The following is a 16363-nucleotide window of genomic DNA, read 5'->3' on the forward strand; positions in this document are numbered from 1 at the left end:
AAGCCCAGCGGGTTTCAACCGGTTGGCGACACAATCCGGCGGTTGTTTGCAAATTCCTTGCCCGGCAGCGCGCAATCAGGCCAAACCGCACTGCCGCAACAGCCCGGCCAGCACCTTGTCGCTGTCGAAATATTCCTCGGCAATGGCCCGGGCCGCCCGGCCGGCTCGCAGCGGATCGGCTTCCACTTGGGCGATGGCCGCCACGGCCGCGTCTGGTCCCTGGAAGGGGAAAAGGCCTTCCCCGGTCGGCAGATAGGCCCCAAAGCCGGTGTCTTCCACCACGGCCGGCCGGCCGGCGGCCAGGAAAGCGGCGGTGCGGTCGGAAAACCAGCCGCTTTTGAGCACCACGTTCTGGTCCTTGGCGATGGTGAATTCGCCCCGGCTGGCCCGGATGTAGTCGCGGTAGCGGTCGGGATCGCGGGAAATCTCCAGGGCGTCGCGCACGTCCCAGCCGGCGGCGCGGTAGCGGTCGGCGTTTTCCTTCATGCCGCTCATGGCCATGCCGAGATCCACGCCGGGCAGCCGGCCGGGCAGATCGAGGATGGCCTCGTACTTGACGTTTTTGCGCCAGGACAGATGGCGGCCGGCCACTTCCACGTCGCGGTCCTTGGCCTCCCAGGTGCCGATGGTGGTGTAGCCCGCGCCGGGTCCCTCCCCCGTCGGCCAGCAGTCGAGGATGACCGGCGGCAAAAGCGGCTTCCAGTCGATGTCGGACAGGGGCACGCCGGTGGTCCCGGCCGGCAGGTTGTAGCCGTAAGTGAAGCAGGTCTGGTGGGCGGCGAAATAGTCGTGGCTCCAGGCCTCGGAGGCGACCTTGACCTGGGTGAAGACCGGATCGGTGTCGATGACGGCCCGCGCCGGAATGCGCGTATATTCCTCGCGCAGGGGAATCACGCCGGAGATGTTGAGGAAGAAGTCGGCCTCGGCCAGCTTGCGGTCCAGACTGGCCTGGTCCAGGCCGTAGAGGCGGCCTTCGATGTCGCTGCGGTAGGCCCAGCGCCCGGCCAGACCGTGGGCGGCGAAGAGCTTGTCCACGATGGCCCGGCCCCGGGTGGAATCCGTGCCGGCGTAGCCCAGGACCGGATCGAAGGGGTAGGCCCAGTCGGCGGTTTCCTCGAGAAACAGCACGTCATGGCCCAGCCGGGCCAGTCCGGCGGCGAAATGGAGCATCATCCAGACCTGGCCGCCCAGGGGAAACCCCACGGCGTAGCCGGCCACCACAATGCGAAGCGGTTTCGTCATGTTCTCCCCATATCCGTCGCCCGGGACGCCAGGGCCGCCGAGGCCGGGCCAAGCCGTGCAGGCAGCGGCCAGGCAACGGACGCGCCAGGACAATGCCGAAGATTATTCGCTAGTTCTAAAGGATGCCAGCAGGTTTTTCAAGGGGGGCAAGACGCTTGGCCGAACCGTCAACAAGCCCGGGGTGTTGCCCAGGCTGCCGGGACCGTAGGCGGACGAAGGCCGGGCCGTCAGACGCCGGGCTTGCCCTTGCCCTCGACCCACAGCTTGACGCCCTTGTCGAGGGTGACCACGGGGATGGCCTTTTTCTTGAGGAAATCGGCCAGTTGGCCGAGCTTGGCCGCGTCCCAGGGCTCCCAGCCAAGATCGGAGCCGATGCCGTGCAGGCAAAAGATCACCCAGCCGTCCTCGCGCATGGCGTGTTCCTTGATGAGCCCGATGATGGCCTCGGCCGGATCGTTGCTATGCACCACGAAGCGTTTGAGCCAGTAACGGTCGGTGGATCCCTTGCGGTTGAACGTGTCGCCGCCGTTGGCCACCTGGGCGTAGAAGCGCTTGGACAGCTCGCTCATCTCCGGCGTCCAGTAGTTGTGGGGCGTGACGTAGGTGCTGACCTTGAAACCGCGTTCTTCCAGTTCCTCCTTGGAGGCCTGCATCTCGCGCTCGTAAGAGATGGCCACGATCTGCTGCTTCTCGGCGCTGGCGGCTTCGAAGGGATGGACGATGACCTCGCCGATGAGTTCGTCGAAGTAGTAGCTGCCGGGCTCGTTTTTCACCATCTTGCCGCTGGCCCGCTCGCGCAGGACCTTGCCGTTTTCCATGAGGCCGGCAAGTTCCTCGTACTTGTACTTGGCCTCGTACAGCGGCCGGTGGCCGGCCACGGGCTTGAGCAGCAGGCACTTTTCCTCGGCGATGAACTTGGGGATGTCGATGGGCCGCTTGTGGGTGAGGCTGTGGGAGGCGATCTCCCAGCCGGCGGTCTGCAACTCCTTGAGCTGCTTTTCGTCCATGAAGTCGGGGTCGCCGGAGTCCACCCGGTCGGCGATGACGGCGGTGGTGGCCACCAGCCCGTACTTGGCCAGCACAGGATAGGCGTACTGATAGACGCTGGACAGGCCGTCGTCGAAGACCAGGGTCACCATGCCGGCCCGACACGGTCCGGCCGAAGCGGCAAACATGAGGGTCAAGGCGGCCAAAAGGGCCAAGGCACGGGAAAAGACACGCAAGCCGTAAGCCTTTTTCATGAGTCGTCCGCAGGCATAAAAGCCGCTTGAGGTTGGGTCTGCAATTCCTACAAGACCAGGGCAAAAAGTCAACGGGCGCAGCCCGGAAACGCGGCAAAAAACGGGGCCGCCGAAGCGGCCCCCAAGCGGTGCGAAACAACAACACGACGGTAAGGAGGGATACGTACGTCCGGCCGCCCCGAAGCGTGGCGACGCGACAGCCTTCCCTCATGAAATAAGCATCGCCGGCCGACCGGCAAGCCCCCCCGACCGCCACGTTGACGGCCCGGGAAAAAGTGGTATGTGGCCCTTGCCGACCGGAGAAGTCTTGCCGGACGGCCATTCACGGAGAAGCCATGCACCAACGCCATGCCGCCTTAAGCGCCCTGTGCCTGCTTTTGGTCCTGACCGCCGCCACCGAGGCCATGGGAGCCGCCAAACACTTCCGGGCCACGGCCGAGCATTTCAACGAATACGCCACCAAGGCCGCCGACCTCTATTTCAAGACCGAAAGCGCCCCCGAAAAAAACATCCTGTCGCATCTCACCGCCATGTGCGCCATCTACGCCGAAAAAGCCAACGGTCTGGCCCGCATGGCCGACGTGGCCGAACACATGACAGCCAAGCGCGACGCGGTCTACGTGGCCGAGCGGCTGCGCGAAATGCGCGCCTCGGTGCTGGCCTCCCTGCCCCAGGACACCAAGCTTTTGGCCGAACTCGTGGAAAATCAGGAAAACCAGGGGCTGCGCCAGCTTGGCGCGCTGGTGGTGACCGAACTGCGGGTCTTCGAGCGAAACACGCAAAATCTCTAGGGTTCCTCTCCCCTTCCAGCTTCCCGGCCGCCGGTTTCACCCGGGGCCGGGCTCCCTTCCCGCGCCTCTTGTCCGGCCCGGACCGCCACCGCCACCCCCAGCAGCCTGGGGTCGGGCGCGCCGCTTTGGGCCATGGGCACGAAAACCGTTTCAGGCATGACGAAAATCGTCCTGGCCCGGCCGTCGCCGGCGTCGGGCAGCCGGTAGCGCCGCGTGGCCGGCTCGCCGCCCAGGCGCAGCTTGTCCAGGGGGCCGGCGTCGGACACCAGCAGCACGTCCTGGGGCACGGGCGAAAAAAGCGTCAACTCCACCTCGCCCGGCGCGACCAACACGGCGGCATTGCCCGCGCTCCAGCGCATCTCCCGCCCGTCCATCATTTCCGGCGGATAAAACCCCTCATAGGCCACCTCCCCAGCCCGCCACTGGGCCAGTGACAGGCGCTCCCGGGTTCGGGACAGCCCGAAATCGGCGGCATAGGCAACCAGCCCGGCCAGGGCCAACGCCCAGGCAACTCCTCCGGCCAATCGCGCCAGGCGACCGGGACGCGCCCGCCCTTCCAGGGCCATGGCCCGGGCCAGGGCCGGGGCCAGCAGGAACAGCACCGCCGGCACGTAGAACATCTCCTGAAAAAACGCATAGACATGGAAGGCGGCCAGGGACAGCAGCAAGGCCAGGTCCAGGCTCGACGCCGTGTCCCGAACGCTTCGCCATAAAAGCACCCCGGCCCGGCCGGCCATGGCCAGCCACAAGGCCAGGCCGGCCAGCCCCAGGCCCGAGACGAGCTGGATGTACATGTTGTGCGAGGTCTCGAAGACCTCGGCGTTCTTGTCGCCGTAGCGGCCAAGCCAGGCGGCCGGCGTGGCCAGGAGCACCGGATAATGCCGGGCGTAGCTCTCGTAGCCCAGGCCAAAGGCCGGGCTTTCGGCGGCAATGAGCAGGCCCGAGCGAAAAAGCGTCGGCCGGGGCGAGTCCGTGAAATTGCCCACCCGCTCCTTGAGCAAGGCGTTTATCGGCCGGCTGACTGCGGCCAACTCCTTGCCCGAGGCCCAAAACGACACGCCGACCACCAGCGCCCCGCCAACGGCCAGGGCCGGCAGATGGCCCCAGGGCCGGCGCAGGCGCAGCATGGGTCCGCCCTGGAAATACAGCCATACGGCGGCGGCGAAGGTCAGGCCGCCGGCGATCCAGCCGGCCCGGGCCAGGGTCAGGACCAGGGAGCCGGCCACAAGGGCCAAGCAGGCCGCGCCGAAACACCGGGCCAGTTTGGAGGGGCGCGCCAGGGCGATCAAGGCGTAGGGCGCGGCCACGGCCAGATACTCGGCGTACCAGCCCGGATTGGCGAAGACCGAGGTGAAGCGGTAATGGAGCAGATAGTGGTCGCCCCGGAAATGCAGGGCCAGACCGTAAACGATGGAGACGACAAGGCCGGCGAGAATGCCCGAGGCCAGGGTCTCGAAACGCCCGGGCCAGGGGTTTCGGGCCAGCTCGCGGACAAACACGGCAAATACGGCCAGCCGAGCCGCCGCGCCCAGGCCGTAAGCCGGGGCGTCGGCCGGGGAAAAAGCCATGGCGGCAAAAAAGGCGGTGGGCCCGAAAAAGGCCAGTTGGGCGGCCAGACGGTCCCAGGGCAAAAGCAGCGTGGAGCCCAGGGCCAAAACGGCCAGTGCGCCGAGACACGCGCCGCACGGCCCGGCCCCGGTTTCGGGCTCGGTCTGGCCGAGATTGCGCCAGCCCAGGGCCAGGGCGGCCATGTCCAGGATCAAGCCGAAGGCGGCCGAGGGATAGACGTAGGCCTGCCAGCCGAAAAGAAACAGTGTCGAGCCCAGCAGAAAAAGGCCCAGGGACAGCCCCCGGCGCGACACGGCCAGGGACAGACCCCAGACCGCGACCAGGGCCACGAACACCTGGGCCGGCCGCCCAAGCCCGACCAGCACGGCCGCCGAGAGCAGGCCATGGCCGGCGGCCAGGGCCAGACCGCCGGCCCGCAGCGTGCCGGCAAGAAACTGTATCAGGGCCGTGCTCATGACGAGGTCCGCTCCCGCGTCGTCCAAAAGCGCGCCGCAACGAAGTGAAGGAGGTGCATCATGGCTTATTCTTAAAAAATACGGTGTATTTTTTAAGCCGCGACCCTAGGGCCGCTCCTTGTCCGTGGGGCAAAAGGCGTTGGGTACGGCCACAACAATGTCGTCGGCGTCGCCGAACAGGCCGTTTTGGCCGGCCGAAACCACGGCATCGGGCAGGCAGGGGAAATCCGGACTCTCGCCCTCGTTTTCGTTGAGCAGGTAAGGCGAGCCCCAGGGATCGCGGGCCAGGCGCGCAAGGCTGCGGGGCGAAGCCTTGGCCGCCGCGCCCAGGCGCTCCCGGGCGGCCTCCCACTGGCGGCGGCAGACGTCGCCCTGGGGAACCAGCCGCAAATCGCGACCCTCGCAGCCGCAGCTCGTGCAGTTTTCGCCCGTTATCTCGAAAAGGGGCTGGCCCGTGGTCTTCTTGGCGGCCAGGGCCAGATCGGCCAGGGCGTCCAGGGCGTTCTGGGCCTCGGTGCGCTCGTGGAGCAGGGCCACCATGGCGGCGAAATCCCGGCGTTTTTTGGCCAACGTGTCGCCAAGGAGCAGCGAGGCCGAGAGCAGGCCCACGCAGACGATGAGCGCCGTGCGCACCCGCCACAAAGCCCGGGCCTCGTAGCGGTCCACGGCCAGCCGCCAGTCGCCGGCCTTGCGCGCGGCCAGTTTTTTTTCCAGGGCGTCCAACCGCGCCTGGACCCGCCGGGCAAAGGCGGCCAGGGCCTCGGGGCCTGGCATCGGGCCAAGCCCGGCCCGGACTTCGGCCAGGGTCTCGCCGCCGGCCCCAAGCTGATCGGCCAGGGCGTCGAGGTCCTCGGCCAGAAGCGCGGCCACAAGCCCGGCGTCCCGGGCGTCGGCGGCGGCCAGCAAGGCCAAAAGGCCGTCCAGACGGCCAGTAGCCCGGCCGAGCAGTTCCTCGGCTCGGGTCCGGGCAGCCCTGACGGCGGAATCGGCCGCGCGCGGCGCTGGCCGGCGTTCGCCCGGCATAAAAAACGGCAGGAAATCCAAGGGTTATTCCGTCCCGGCAGCGGGCTTGGCGACATTCGCTCGAGGCAGCGGCCCGGGCGGCAACCGAATGTCCATGGCGGTCACGGCCTCGCCCCGGGCCTTGGCCGCGTCCACTTTGAGGGACAGTACATGGCCGCCGCGCTTACGGTCCATACTCAAATAATGGAAATGCCAGCCCGGCGGCGACAGGGCCGGCAGGCCGGACGGAGTGTAAAAGCCGACCAGGGTCCCCTGCTCGTCGGCCAGGGGGAACGTGGCCTGCCGGCTGATCGCCTCGGCCAGGGGCGGCCAGGGCTTGACCTGGGCCGGGACGCTGCGCACGGTCAGCTTGCCGAAGCGGCCGTCCACACGCACGGCGCACATCTTGGAGGGATCGGGCAGCCGGGAAGCCAGAGTGGCGGTCAGGCCCGGCAGATCCAGGCCATCCACCCGGCCGAGATCAATGCTCCCGGCAAAACGCGCCACCTGGGCAAAAGGCGCGGTCTGTCCCGGCTTGGCCTTGTGCACCACGCCGTCAACAGTGACTTGGTAGACCACGCCGTCCAGGACCACCATCTCGCCGTTTAGGGCGTCAAAGGTGCCCAGGCCGAAATCGCCCTGGCCGGCCAGGGCCGGCATGGCGATCTGGCCGGCATAGTCGCCGGCCGAGAGCGCCTCGATGGTACCGGTCTGATGCAGCGTGGCGGCCGGGAGGCGGCCGGCAAGGCCGAAAACGAGACACAGGACCCAGGCGAGAACCTGTCCCGAAAACCATCGCGGCATGGCTGCCCTCCCCGACGCGCGCCCGGCGGCGCGCCCTGGAAATGTGTTCATCGAAGCGGCAACGTACAGGACCGCAAACCGGACCAGTACGGACATGCCCCTAGTCCCGGTCGTCGCTCTCGTCGAGGTCCGGCTCGGGCTCGCCGGCCAAAAACCGCTGCACGGCCGGATCGTCGCAGTCGCTGATGTCCTTTGGCAGCCCCTGCCAGAGGATGCGGCCGGCGTCGAGCATGGCCACGTGGCCGGCGATGCCGAACACGTCGGGGATATCGTGGCTGACCAGGACCGCCGTGAAGCCGAACTGGCGGCGCGACTGGTCGATAAGCGCCAGCACCGAGGCCTTGCGGATGGGATCAAGACCGGTGGTCGGTTCGTCGAAAAGCACCACCCCCGGCTCCGTAACCAGAGCCCGGGCCAAGGCGACGCGCTTTTGCATGCCGCCGGAAATCTGGGACGGGTACTTGTGCAGGATGCCCGTCAGCTCCAGGCGCTCGGCCATGGCCCCCACCCGGGCATCCGCCTCGGCCTCGCTTAGGCGCAAGGTCTCGCGCAGGGGCAGGGCAATATTTTGCGACACCGTCATGGAGTCGAAAAGCGCCATGTTTTGAAACATATAACTGCACCGGCGACGAAAGGCCCGGCGCTCGTCGCGGCTCATGGCCGACAGCGGCTGACCCTGAAACAGGATGTCGCCGGAGTCCTGGGCCATCAGCCCGATGATATGCTTGAGCAAAACGCTCTTGCCCTCGCCGGACTTGCCGATAACAGCCGTAACCATGCCCTCGGGCACGACCATGTCCACGCCGCGCAACACCGGCTGTCCCTGGAAGGCCTTGGTCAGGCCGCGAATCTCGATCATGGGCTGGGTCATGACGCCTCGTCCGGTAAGAAATTGAGCCGGGTCACTTTGACCGCATTCGGCCCCGATGGCAAGGCTGGCCGCCCGGACCGGCGACGGGTCGCCCGACCGGCCCGCTCTGGGCCATGGTCGCCAATAGCCTTGAATGGATACATTTTTAACCACGGCATAGGCCGATTGTTTCCCGCTGGCCTGAGGAGGCGGCACATGGTTTGCAAATATCCCGGAAGCCGGCAAAATCCGCCCGCCTCCTGGGACGGCCTTGTATCCGCCCGCGATCAGGGATAAAATGAAACGGTCGGCCCCACGAGGCCTTTCGGAGAACACCACCCCATGCCCACCGCCCCGATCATCCGCCTGCGCAGCGGCCACGCCGTCGGTCCGGGTTGCCCGGCCCTTCTCGTGGCCGAAATCGGCAACAACCACCAAGGCAGCCTGGAGACCGCCCGGCGCATGGTGCGCGCCGCCGCCGCAAGCGGCGCCGACGCCGTCAAATTTCAAAAGCGCGACATGGGGGCGCTTTTCACCCGGGCCGGCCTGGACGCGCCTTATGGCGGCCCCAACAGCTTCGGCGACACCTACGGCCGCCACCGGGCCGCCCTGGAGCTGCCCGGCCAGGCCCTGGCTGAACTCAAGACCCTGGCCGAATCCCTGGGACTGACCTTTTTCGCCTCGGCCTGGGACGCCCCGAGCCTGCGCCTTTTGACCGACCTTGGCGTGGAGCTGCTGAAAATCCCCTCGGCCGATCTGGTCAACCTGCCGCTTATGCGCCAGGCCGGCGCGACCGGCCTACCGGTGGTCATCTCCACCGGCATGAGCCAGCTTGCCGACATCGACGCCGCCGTGGCCACGCTTAAGCAAACCACCGACCGCATCATCATTTTGCACTGCAACAGCTCCTACCCCTGCCCGGACGAGCAGGTGGGGCTGCCGGTGATGGATCTGCTGCGCCGCCGCTACGAGCTGCCGGTGGGCTATTCCGGCCACGAGCAGGGCCTTGGCCCCACCGTCGCCGCAACGGCCTTTGCTCCGGTCATCATCGAACGGCATTTCACCCTGGACCGGGAGCTGCCCGGCACGGACCACAAGGCTTCGCTGCCCCCGGACGCCTTTGCCGCCATGGCCGCCATGGTGCGCCAGGCCGAGGCGGCCATGCGGGTTTCGCGCAAGCAGGTGTTTGCCGGCGAGGCGGCGGCGGCGGCCAAGCTGCGCAAGTCCCTGGTCTACGCCCGGGATCTGCCGGCCGGCCATGTGCTTGGCCCCGAGGACGTGGCCTGCAAGTGTCCGGGCGACGGGCTGTCGCCGGTGGCCTACGATCTGGTGGTCGGCGGACGGCTTCTCGCCAAGGTCCGCCAGGACGAGGCTGTGCGGTTCGACGTCCTGGCCCTGCCCGAGCGGCCCAAGCCCGAAGACGACGCCCAAACGGCCAAAGCCATTTCCGGTTTCTAGTGTCGCGTCCGCGAAAACGTATATGGTGCTTTGTAGTCAACGAGCTAAAACCATTTATTTTTCTTAAAAAATACTATCGTATTTTTTAAGGGACGCGACTCTAATCGCACCCTCGACCAGAAGAAGCAGGCGCGATTTTCGCTGGCAACAGACAAAACCCACTAATTTTACTTAAAACACTTCGTATTTTTTAGTTGGGGGGTCCGGGGGCCTCAGGCCCCCGGCCGCCGGAGGCATTCTTCCTTTTCCTCCCACCCACACTGTAGGTCACCATGGCCCTGGCAACCATTGTCATTCCGACTTTCAATCAGGCCGCCTATCTGCCGGCCTGCGTGGACCGTTGTCTGTTCCAGACCCACGAGGAGCTGGAACTGATCATCGTGGACGGCGGCTCGGACGACGGCACCAAGGATTTCCTCGACGCCCTGCCCGGCCACATCGGCGGCGCGTATGCCGAGCCGGTGGTCCGCATGGACGCCAGCGGCAACGTCGTGCGCGAGCGCGTGCTGACCTATCCGCAAAACCGGCGGGTGGAGATCGTGCGCTTCGAGCACGACATCGGCCCGACGCGCACCTACAACGAGGGTCTGGCCCGGGCGCGGGGGGAATACTGCACCTACGTGCCGGGCGACGACCTGCCCTACCCGCACATGATCGAGGAGCTGGCCGAGGCTTTGGAGCGCACGGGCGCGGACTTCGCCTACGCCGATCAGGATGTGGTGGAGGACGACGGTCGGGTCTATCGCCGCATGACCTTCCCGGAATTTGATTTCAAGGCCTGCCTGGCCGACTGGTATCACCTGGGCGTGTGCAGGCTCTACCGCGCCCGTCTCCACGAGACCGTGGGACTCATGGACGAGGCGTTTGGCAGCGCCAACGACTACGATCACTATTTGCGCTTCGCCATGGCCGGGGCGCGGTTCGTCCATGTGCCGCGCGTGCTCTACGGCGTGCGCCGCCATGGGCCGGCGCGGCCCACGGGCCAGCACACGCCCTCGCGCTACGCCAATCTCCTGGCCGAGTCCTGCCGGCTGGCCCAGCGGGCCAGGGATTTCCTGCGCGAAAAGGAAGCGGGCCGGCCATGAGCGCCGACTGGGTCCGGCTGGCCCCGGACACGCCGGCCGCCCACGCGGCCCTGAAGCAGGCCCGGGAGCTGACCCGGGCCGGGGACCATGCCCTGGCCCTGGACGTGCTGGCCGGGCCGGCGGTCCGGGGAACGCCTCTGGGCCGGCTGCTGCGGGCCGATCTGCTCCTGGCCCTGGGCCGGGCCGAGGCGGCTTTGGCGGCGACCGAGGCCGTGGCCCGGGAGCACGGCGGCACCGGCCAGGGACTGCTTTGCGCCGGCCAGGCCCGGCTGGCCCTGGGCGACCGGGCGGGCGCGGCCGAGGCCTTTGCCCGGGCCGGCGCGGCCGATCCCGGACGCATCGCCGCCCGGGTCAACGCCGTGGCCCTGGCCGGGCCGCCCGCTTCCCTTGCCCCGGCGTCGCGGCCGGCCGTGGCCGTCACCAGCCTGCCGCCCACGGCCGGGCAACGCTGCCGGCAGGCGCTAGCTTCCTGGAGAGCGGCCGGATTTGCGACCATTGTGTCGGTCAACGCGGATGCAGAGATCGCCGCCCTGGCCGAGCGTTTCCCGGATGTGGCCTTTGTCGCGGCCCGGGAGACGGCCAAGGCCCATTACGGGCGGGCCTGCCCGGCCGTGGGTGAACTGCTCGCCGCCGGGGCGGAGGTCGGCGCGCCGGCCGTGGCCGTGCTCAACGCCGACATTGTGCTGGCCGCCGGGGCGGATTTCGCCGCCCGACTGGCCACGGCGGCGCGCGGCGGGCTGGTGGCCGCTTGTCGGGTGGACGTGGGGCCGGACGCGCCGGGGCAGCCCCGGCCGGCGTTTTCGTATTACTATGATGTCGGTTTCGATCTGTGCGCCGTGGACGCGGCCTACGCCGATCGCCCGGAGCTGGAAGGCTTCTGGCTGGGGCTGCCCTGGTGGGACTACGCCCTGCCCCTGGCCGTGGCCCGGGCCGGGGGGACGCCGCGCTTTTGCGCCGCGCCCGTCCTTGTCCATGCCGCCCATGGAGCGGCCTGGTCCCACCGGGGCTTTCTGGCCCTGGGCCGGCGTTTCGCCGGCCGTTTCTGGCCGGGCATGGCGGAGGAACTGCTGGGCGGCTGCGGCCTGGTGGCCGACGCCGGCCCGGAAGCCTGGCTGGCCGCCCTGGGCGGCCGCGTGGCCGGCCTCATACGGCACGCCCCGGACGCCGGCCTGTGGGATCGGGTGGGCTTTTGCCCCCACGACCCGGCCTATGCCGCGTCCGCCCCGGCGCTCACCCAAGTCGATCCCGACGCTACCCCGCCTCGTTAAATCACGCTGCTCCCCCTTTACCCATTTTCTCCATTCGGGGGGTCTGGGGGCCTCAGGCCCCCAGCCGCCGGAGGCATCCTCTCCTCCTTCTCCCCCACTCCCTCTCCACCCACGCGGCGTTCACTGGGGTCGCCGGGCAGGCCCAGGGGGTTGCGGCGGTCACGCACCAGGGAGTTGCCCTGACGCGATTTGGCGAATTTCTTGACGGCAGCCGCGCGCTGGCCGAGCTCGTCCATGGTGACGGCCACGGCAAAGGCGCAGTCGATGACGCCCATGGAGACGGTGAGCAAGCCAAAACGCCCCAGCCGTCCGTCGCGGCCCTGGCCTTCAATGTAGCCGCGCTCCCGGTCCTCGGGACCGTAGAGGGCCGGCGAAGCGGCGGCGAAGGCGTCGATGGCCGCCCGGCAGACCGGCTCCACGGTGTCGCAGGCGCATAAAAGCACGAAGTCGTCGCCGCCGACGTGGCCCAGGAAATCGTCCTCGCCGCCCTTGGAGGCCAGGGCTTCGGCCAGGATGCGGGCGGTCATGAGGATGGCTTTGTCGCCGTTCTGGAAGCCGTAGACGTCGTTGAAGACCTTGAAGTTGTCGAGATCGACGTAGACCAGGCAGGCCGGAGTGCCGACCACGGCGCGGCGGGCGATCTCGCGCTCGATGGCCACGTTGCCGGGCAGGCCGGTCAGCGGGTTGGCCCCCTTGGCCATCTCGACCTGAACGCAGGCCAGGGCGTCGAGGATTTTTTGCACCGACACGATGCCCGAGAGCCGGCCCCGGCAGGTGACCAGGATGGGGTCGTAGAGCTTGTCGCGATCCCGGGCCATGGCCGCCTGGGCAGCCACTTCCACGGGGGTGTCCCATTCCACGGCCAGGCATTGGGGGTCCATGATACGGCTAACGTCGCGGCGGGAAAACAGGGCCAGCCCGTACTGGGAGCTGAGCAGCCGGTCGAGGTGGTGGCTCATGATGAGGCCCTCGGGACGGCCATCGCGCACCACCACCACGGCCTGGGCCGCCTCGTCGGCGTCGAAGAAGCGTTTGACCTCGCCGACCTGGGCGTCGTGGGGCACCTGGTTCGGCCGTTCGGCCAGATCGCTTATGGGCGAGGCGCACTTGAGGCCGTCCACGGCCTGGTTGGAGCCGGACACGATGGCCAGGCGCACGTCCTCGGCCGGCGTGGCCGGAACCGTCGCCGGCCGGCCGAGGAAATACCCCTGGCCGAAATGCGCGCCCAGGCGGATGAGGCAGGCCAGCTCCGATTCGGTCTCGATGCCCTCGGCCACGATGCGGCAGCCGATTTTCTCGGCAAAGGCCAGCATGGTTTCCAAAAGCGCCCGCTTGACCGGGTTGGCGTCGATGCCGCGCACCAGGGACATGTCGATCTTCATGAAATCGGGTTTGATCTCGGCGATGGAGGCCAGGCCGGAATAGCCGGTGCCCACGTCGTCCACGGCCACGCCATAACCGGCGTCGCGGTAGTGGGCCAGGGTGCGGTGGAAGAGGTTGAAATCCTTGACGCTGTGGCGTTCGGTGATCTCCAGCACCACGTCGCGCGGCTCCATGCCGTACTTGTCCAGAAGCTTTCGGGTCTCGCCCGGGGTAAACGCCGGGTCGAGCATGGTGCGGGGGTGGATGTTGCAAAAAAGCCTGGCCCCTTCCTGGCGGGCCGAAAACCCGCCGATGGCCGCCTCGCGGCAGGCCTTTTCCAGGGCGAACACCGAGGCGGATTCCTCGGCGAAATCGAACAGCATGGCCGGCGAGGCAAAGACGCTCTCAGCCGGCCCCCGGGCCAGGGCCTCCCAGGCGAACACCGTGCCGCTTCGCAGATTGACGATGGGCTGGTAGACCGCCCGCACCCGGCCGAGTTCGAGGATCTCGCGGAATTCGCGCTGCATGGGCGAGGCGCATTTGCCGGCCTCGCTGCGGGCCAGCCGGGAGGCCTCGGCCAGGGCCGAGGCCAGGGCCATATCCAGGCCGCCCGCGCCGCCGAGCACCAGGGCCGCGCCGCCGCGCAGCTCCATCTCCTGGCCGGTCAGGCGCATGGCCTCAACCCGAAGCCGCCCCCGAACCTCCAGGCGCAGTCCCGCCGTGGTGCGTTCCAGGGCGTCGAGCGCCGCCCCGTTGCCGCCGACAACCAGGAGCGCCCGACCAGGGTCCAGGCGTTCGACCAGGCAGACCGGCAGCGCCGACAAACGGGCCGAGGCCACGGCCCGAACCTCGCGCTCCAGGGCATCGCCCAAAGCTTCGGCGACCTCCGGGCGGACCAGGCGTCGCATCAGGGAAAAATCCTGGATTTCGAGCAAAACGACCCCAAGGGCCCCGCCAATGCCCATATGGCCGGCCACCTGGGCCCGGCGTTTGCCCCGCAGCAGTTGCGGAGCCTGGGCAACGGGAGCGGCTGCTCCCTCGGGGATGAAACGCTGTTCGAAGCGCGGCGAAAACTGCATAAACGTCCTGAGCATGGCTGCCTCGATGTTGGCCCGGCCAAGGGGCGGCCGAACGCCCTGCTTTATCCTGGCCGCCGCCAGGCGCCGGCCGCGTCCGACCGACGTTTTCGCGACGATTGCGTGACGCGCGCTTCCCGTAATTCGCGATCACGGCGTCATCACGACATAAGCTTGCCACTCCCCCGGCCCTCGCCTAGACTTCCGCCCATGTGCGCCTCCCCTGCCCCCGGCTTCGCCCTGCCCCCGCCGCTGCGCCTGGCCTGGACCCTTCGCGACGACATCCGGGCCAATCTCCGCCTGGCCGGCCTGGCCGGAGAAACCGATTTCGCCGTCTGGTGGCTGTGCTGCGGCCACGAGGCGTTTCCCGCCGCCGCCGCCAACGTGGAACTCGACCGGGAGAGGCTGCTGCACGAGATCGTGGATCATGGCGAAACGCCGGACACCCCGCCGATCACCAGGCTCATGGATTTCGTCTGGCGTTTTCGCGCCAGTGAGACGGCCCGATTCGACCGCGACAGCGCCGCCGGACGCGCGGCCTTCGCGGCTTGGTTTTTCACCAGCGCCGTGCCGGAGATGGGGCTTTGGCACCTGCTGTCACCGGAACAACAGACATGGCTCCATGAGGCGACCACGCCGCCGTTGACTCCGGTCGGCCTGCCTGTGCCGCGCTTGGCCAGGCTTGTCTGGGCGGCCCGGGACGACGTGCGCGGAGCCTATGCTCCGGACACGGCCGAGGGCGCGCTGGGTCTGCTCGCCTGGTACGTGCTCTATGGCGCGGCCGAAATGGGGCACTCTGGAGATCTGACCTGGCGGCCGCCCCTGCCCCTGGACGCGCCGGAGCCGGAACTGGGCGGCCTGTCCCGCCGAGCCGTGCTGGCCTGGACGGCCGATGACACCGCCCGAAAAAGCCTTGATCCGGCCAGGCCCGAGCATCATCCGGCCATCATGGCCCTTGTCCGGCCCGTGGAGACCAACCGATCCAGCCCACCGTGCCGAAAAAAAGCCGCTGCCGCCTGCCTGGTGCGCGGCGGTCCACCACGCCAGGACTTTGGCGTCAACATCATCGGTTACGCGCGGGGGGAGCTTGGCATCGGCGAGGACTCGCGCATGTTCGCCCAGGCCCTGGCCGCGGCCGATGTCCCCTTCGCCGTGGTCAACGTGCCGGCCGGCGCGGCCGTACGCCAGACCGACGGTTGGCTCGACGCCTGTCTCGTCAGTGAACTCCCCTATCCCGTCAGCGTTTTTTGCCTCACAGGCCTGGACACGGCCCGGCTGTGGCTGGAGCACGGCGACACGCTTTTCGCCGGACGCCGCAACATCGGCTACTGGCCCTGGGAGCTGCCGGCCTGGCCGGTCGCCTTGCACGACGCCTATGGCTTGGTGGACGAACTCTGGCTGTCCTCGACCTATACCCGCGACGCGTTTGCCGCCTCCTCGCCCGTGCCGACCTTCCTGGCGCCCATGGCCGTGTCCGTGGACCGCTTGACCCCGGTCCCTCGGTCGCGCTTCGGCCTGCCCGAGGACCGCTTTCTTTTTCTCTACGTCTTTGACTGGAACTCCTACCCGGCCCGCAAGAACCCCCAAGCCGCCATCGACGCCTTCCGCCGGGCCTTTCCCACCGGCCGCGAACCGGTTGGGCTGGTGCTTAAGACCATGAACGCCCGCCCCGAGGACCCCAGGCGGCAACTGCTCCAGGCGGCGGCCGCCGCCGACCGCCGCATCGCCGTGTTGGCCGAAACCCTGGACCGGGGCGAGGCGCTTGGGCTTTTCGCCGCCTGCGACGCCTACGTCTCCCCCCACCGGGCCGAGGGCTTCGGCCGCACCCTGGCCGAGGCCATGCTTCTTGGCCGGCCGGTCATCGCCACGGCCCATTCCGGCAACGCCGACTTCCTGACCCCGGACACCGGCTTTCCCGTGGCCTACCGCCTTGTTCCGGTCGGCCAGGACGAGTATCCTTTCGGCGAAGGCCTGCTGTGGGCGGACCCAGATGTGGAGAGTCTGGCGGCACACATGCGGCTGGCGGCCAACCAACCGACCCTGGCCCGGCGTCGGGCCCTGGCCGGGCGCGAACGCATCGCCGCCAGGCACGCTCCACACAGCGTCGGCAAAGCCTATCGGCGACGATTGCAGGAGATTGCCGGACTTGCGCCGGGTTGA

12 protein-coding genes are annotated in these 16363 nt (G+C 68.3%); 5 read left to right on the forward strand and 7 right to left on the reverse strand.

Annotated features, from left to right (window positions below; all coding sequences use genetic code 11):
- Positions 1–75: 75 nt before the first annotated feature.
- A complete protein-coding gene (locus C3Y92_RS14500) occupies positions 76–1242 on the reverse strand; it encodes a glycosyltransferase family protein (RefSeq protein WP_129353708.1) in 1167 nt (388 codons plus the stop codon).
- A gap of 227 nt (positions 1243–1469) precedes the next feature.
- Positions 1470–2483, reverse strand: coding sequence for a polysaccharide deacetylase family protein (locus C3Y92_RS14505; protein ID WP_129353710.1), 1014 nt, complete (start codon positions 2481–2483; stop codon positions 1470–1472).
- Positions 2484–2818: 335 nt separating this feature from the next.
- On the opposite strand from C3Y92_RS14505, the gene C3Y92_RS14510 reads away from it, so the two are divergent.
- Positions 2819–3274, forward strand: coding sequence for a hypothetical protein (locus tag C3Y92_RS14510; RefSeq protein WP_129353712.1), 456 nt, complete (start codon positions 2819–2821; stop codon positions 3272–3274).
- Here the strand turns inward: C3Y92_RS14510 and C3Y92_RS14515 are convergent.
- From C3Y92_RS14515 to C3Y92_RS14530, 4 genes are all read right to left on the reverse strand, one after another.
- On the reverse strand, positions 3271–5298 hold the full coding sequence (locus C3Y92_RS14515; RefSeq protein ID WP_129353714.1) for an O-antigen ligase family protein: 2028 nt from the start codon (positions 5296–5298) through the stop codon (positions 3271–3273). The two genes, C3Y92_RS14510 and C3Y92_RS14515, sit on opposite strands and share 4 nt — an antisense overlap.
- 105 nt (positions 5299–5403) lie before the next feature.
- A complete protein-coding gene (locus C3Y92_RS14520) occupies positions 5404–6342 on the reverse strand; it encodes a hypothetical protein (RefSeq protein ID WP_129353716.1) in 939 nt (312 codons plus the stop codon).
- Between the two features lie 3 nt (positions 6343–6345).
- Entirely contained in the window at positions 6346–7104 is a 759-nt protein-coding gene (locus C3Y92_RS14525; protein ID WP_165352123.1) for an acetolactate decarboxylase, read from the reverse strand.
- A 100-nt stretch (positions 7105–7204) separates the two neighbouring features.
- Positions 7205–7975 (reverse strand): ABC transporter ATP-binding protein, encoded by a 771-nt coding sequence (locus C3Y92_RS14530; RefSeq protein ID WP_129353718.1) that lies wholly within the window; start codon positions 7973–7975, stop codon positions 7205–7207.
- 321 nt (positions 7976–8296) lie between these two features.
- Here C3Y92_RS14530 and C3Y92_RS14535 point away from each other — a divergent pair, with 321 nt between their 5' ends.
- From C3Y92_RS14535 to C3Y92_RS14545, 3 genes are all read left to right on the forward strand, one after another.
- Positions 8297–9412 (forward strand): N-acetylneuraminate synthase family protein, encoded by a 1116-nt coding sequence (locus C3Y92_RS14535; protein ID WP_129353720.1) that lies wholly within the window; start codon positions 8297–8299, stop codon positions 9410–9412.
- 272 nt (positions 9413–9684) lie between these two features.
- Entirely contained in the window at positions 9685–10497 is an 813-nt protein-coding gene (locus C3Y92_RS14540; protein ID WP_129353722.1) for a glycosyltransferase, read from the forward strand.
- Positions 10494–11765, forward strand: a complete 1272-nt coding sequence (locus tag C3Y92_RS14545) for a hypothetical protein (protein ID WP_129353724.1) — start codon at positions 10494–10496, stop codon at positions 11763–11765. Before C3Y92_RS14540 ends, C3Y92_RS14545 begins: the two co-directional genes overlap by 4 nt.
- 17 nt (positions 11766–11782) lie before the next feature.
- On the opposite strand, the gene C3Y92_RS14550 is transcribed toward C3Y92_RS14545, so the two are convergent.
- Entirely contained in the window at positions 11783–14221 is a 2439-nt protein-coding gene (locus tag C3Y92_RS14550; protein ID WP_235669499.1) for a bifunctional diguanylate cyclase/phosphodiesterase, read from the reverse strand.
- Positions 14222–14413: 192 nt separating this feature from the next.
- Between C3Y92_RS14550 and C3Y92_RS14555 the strand changes: the two genes are divergently transcribed.
- Positions 14414–16363, forward strand: coding sequence for a glycosyltransferase family 4 protein (locus C3Y92_RS14555; protein WP_129353726.1), 1950 nt, complete (start codon positions 14414–14416; stop codon positions 16361–16363).

The organism is Solidesulfovibrio carbinolicus (genome assembly GCF_004135975.1).
Classification (GTDB): Bacteria; Desulfobacterota; Desulfovibrionia; order Desulfovibrionales; family Desulfovibrionaceae; genus Solidesulfovibrio; species Solidesulfovibrio carbinolicus.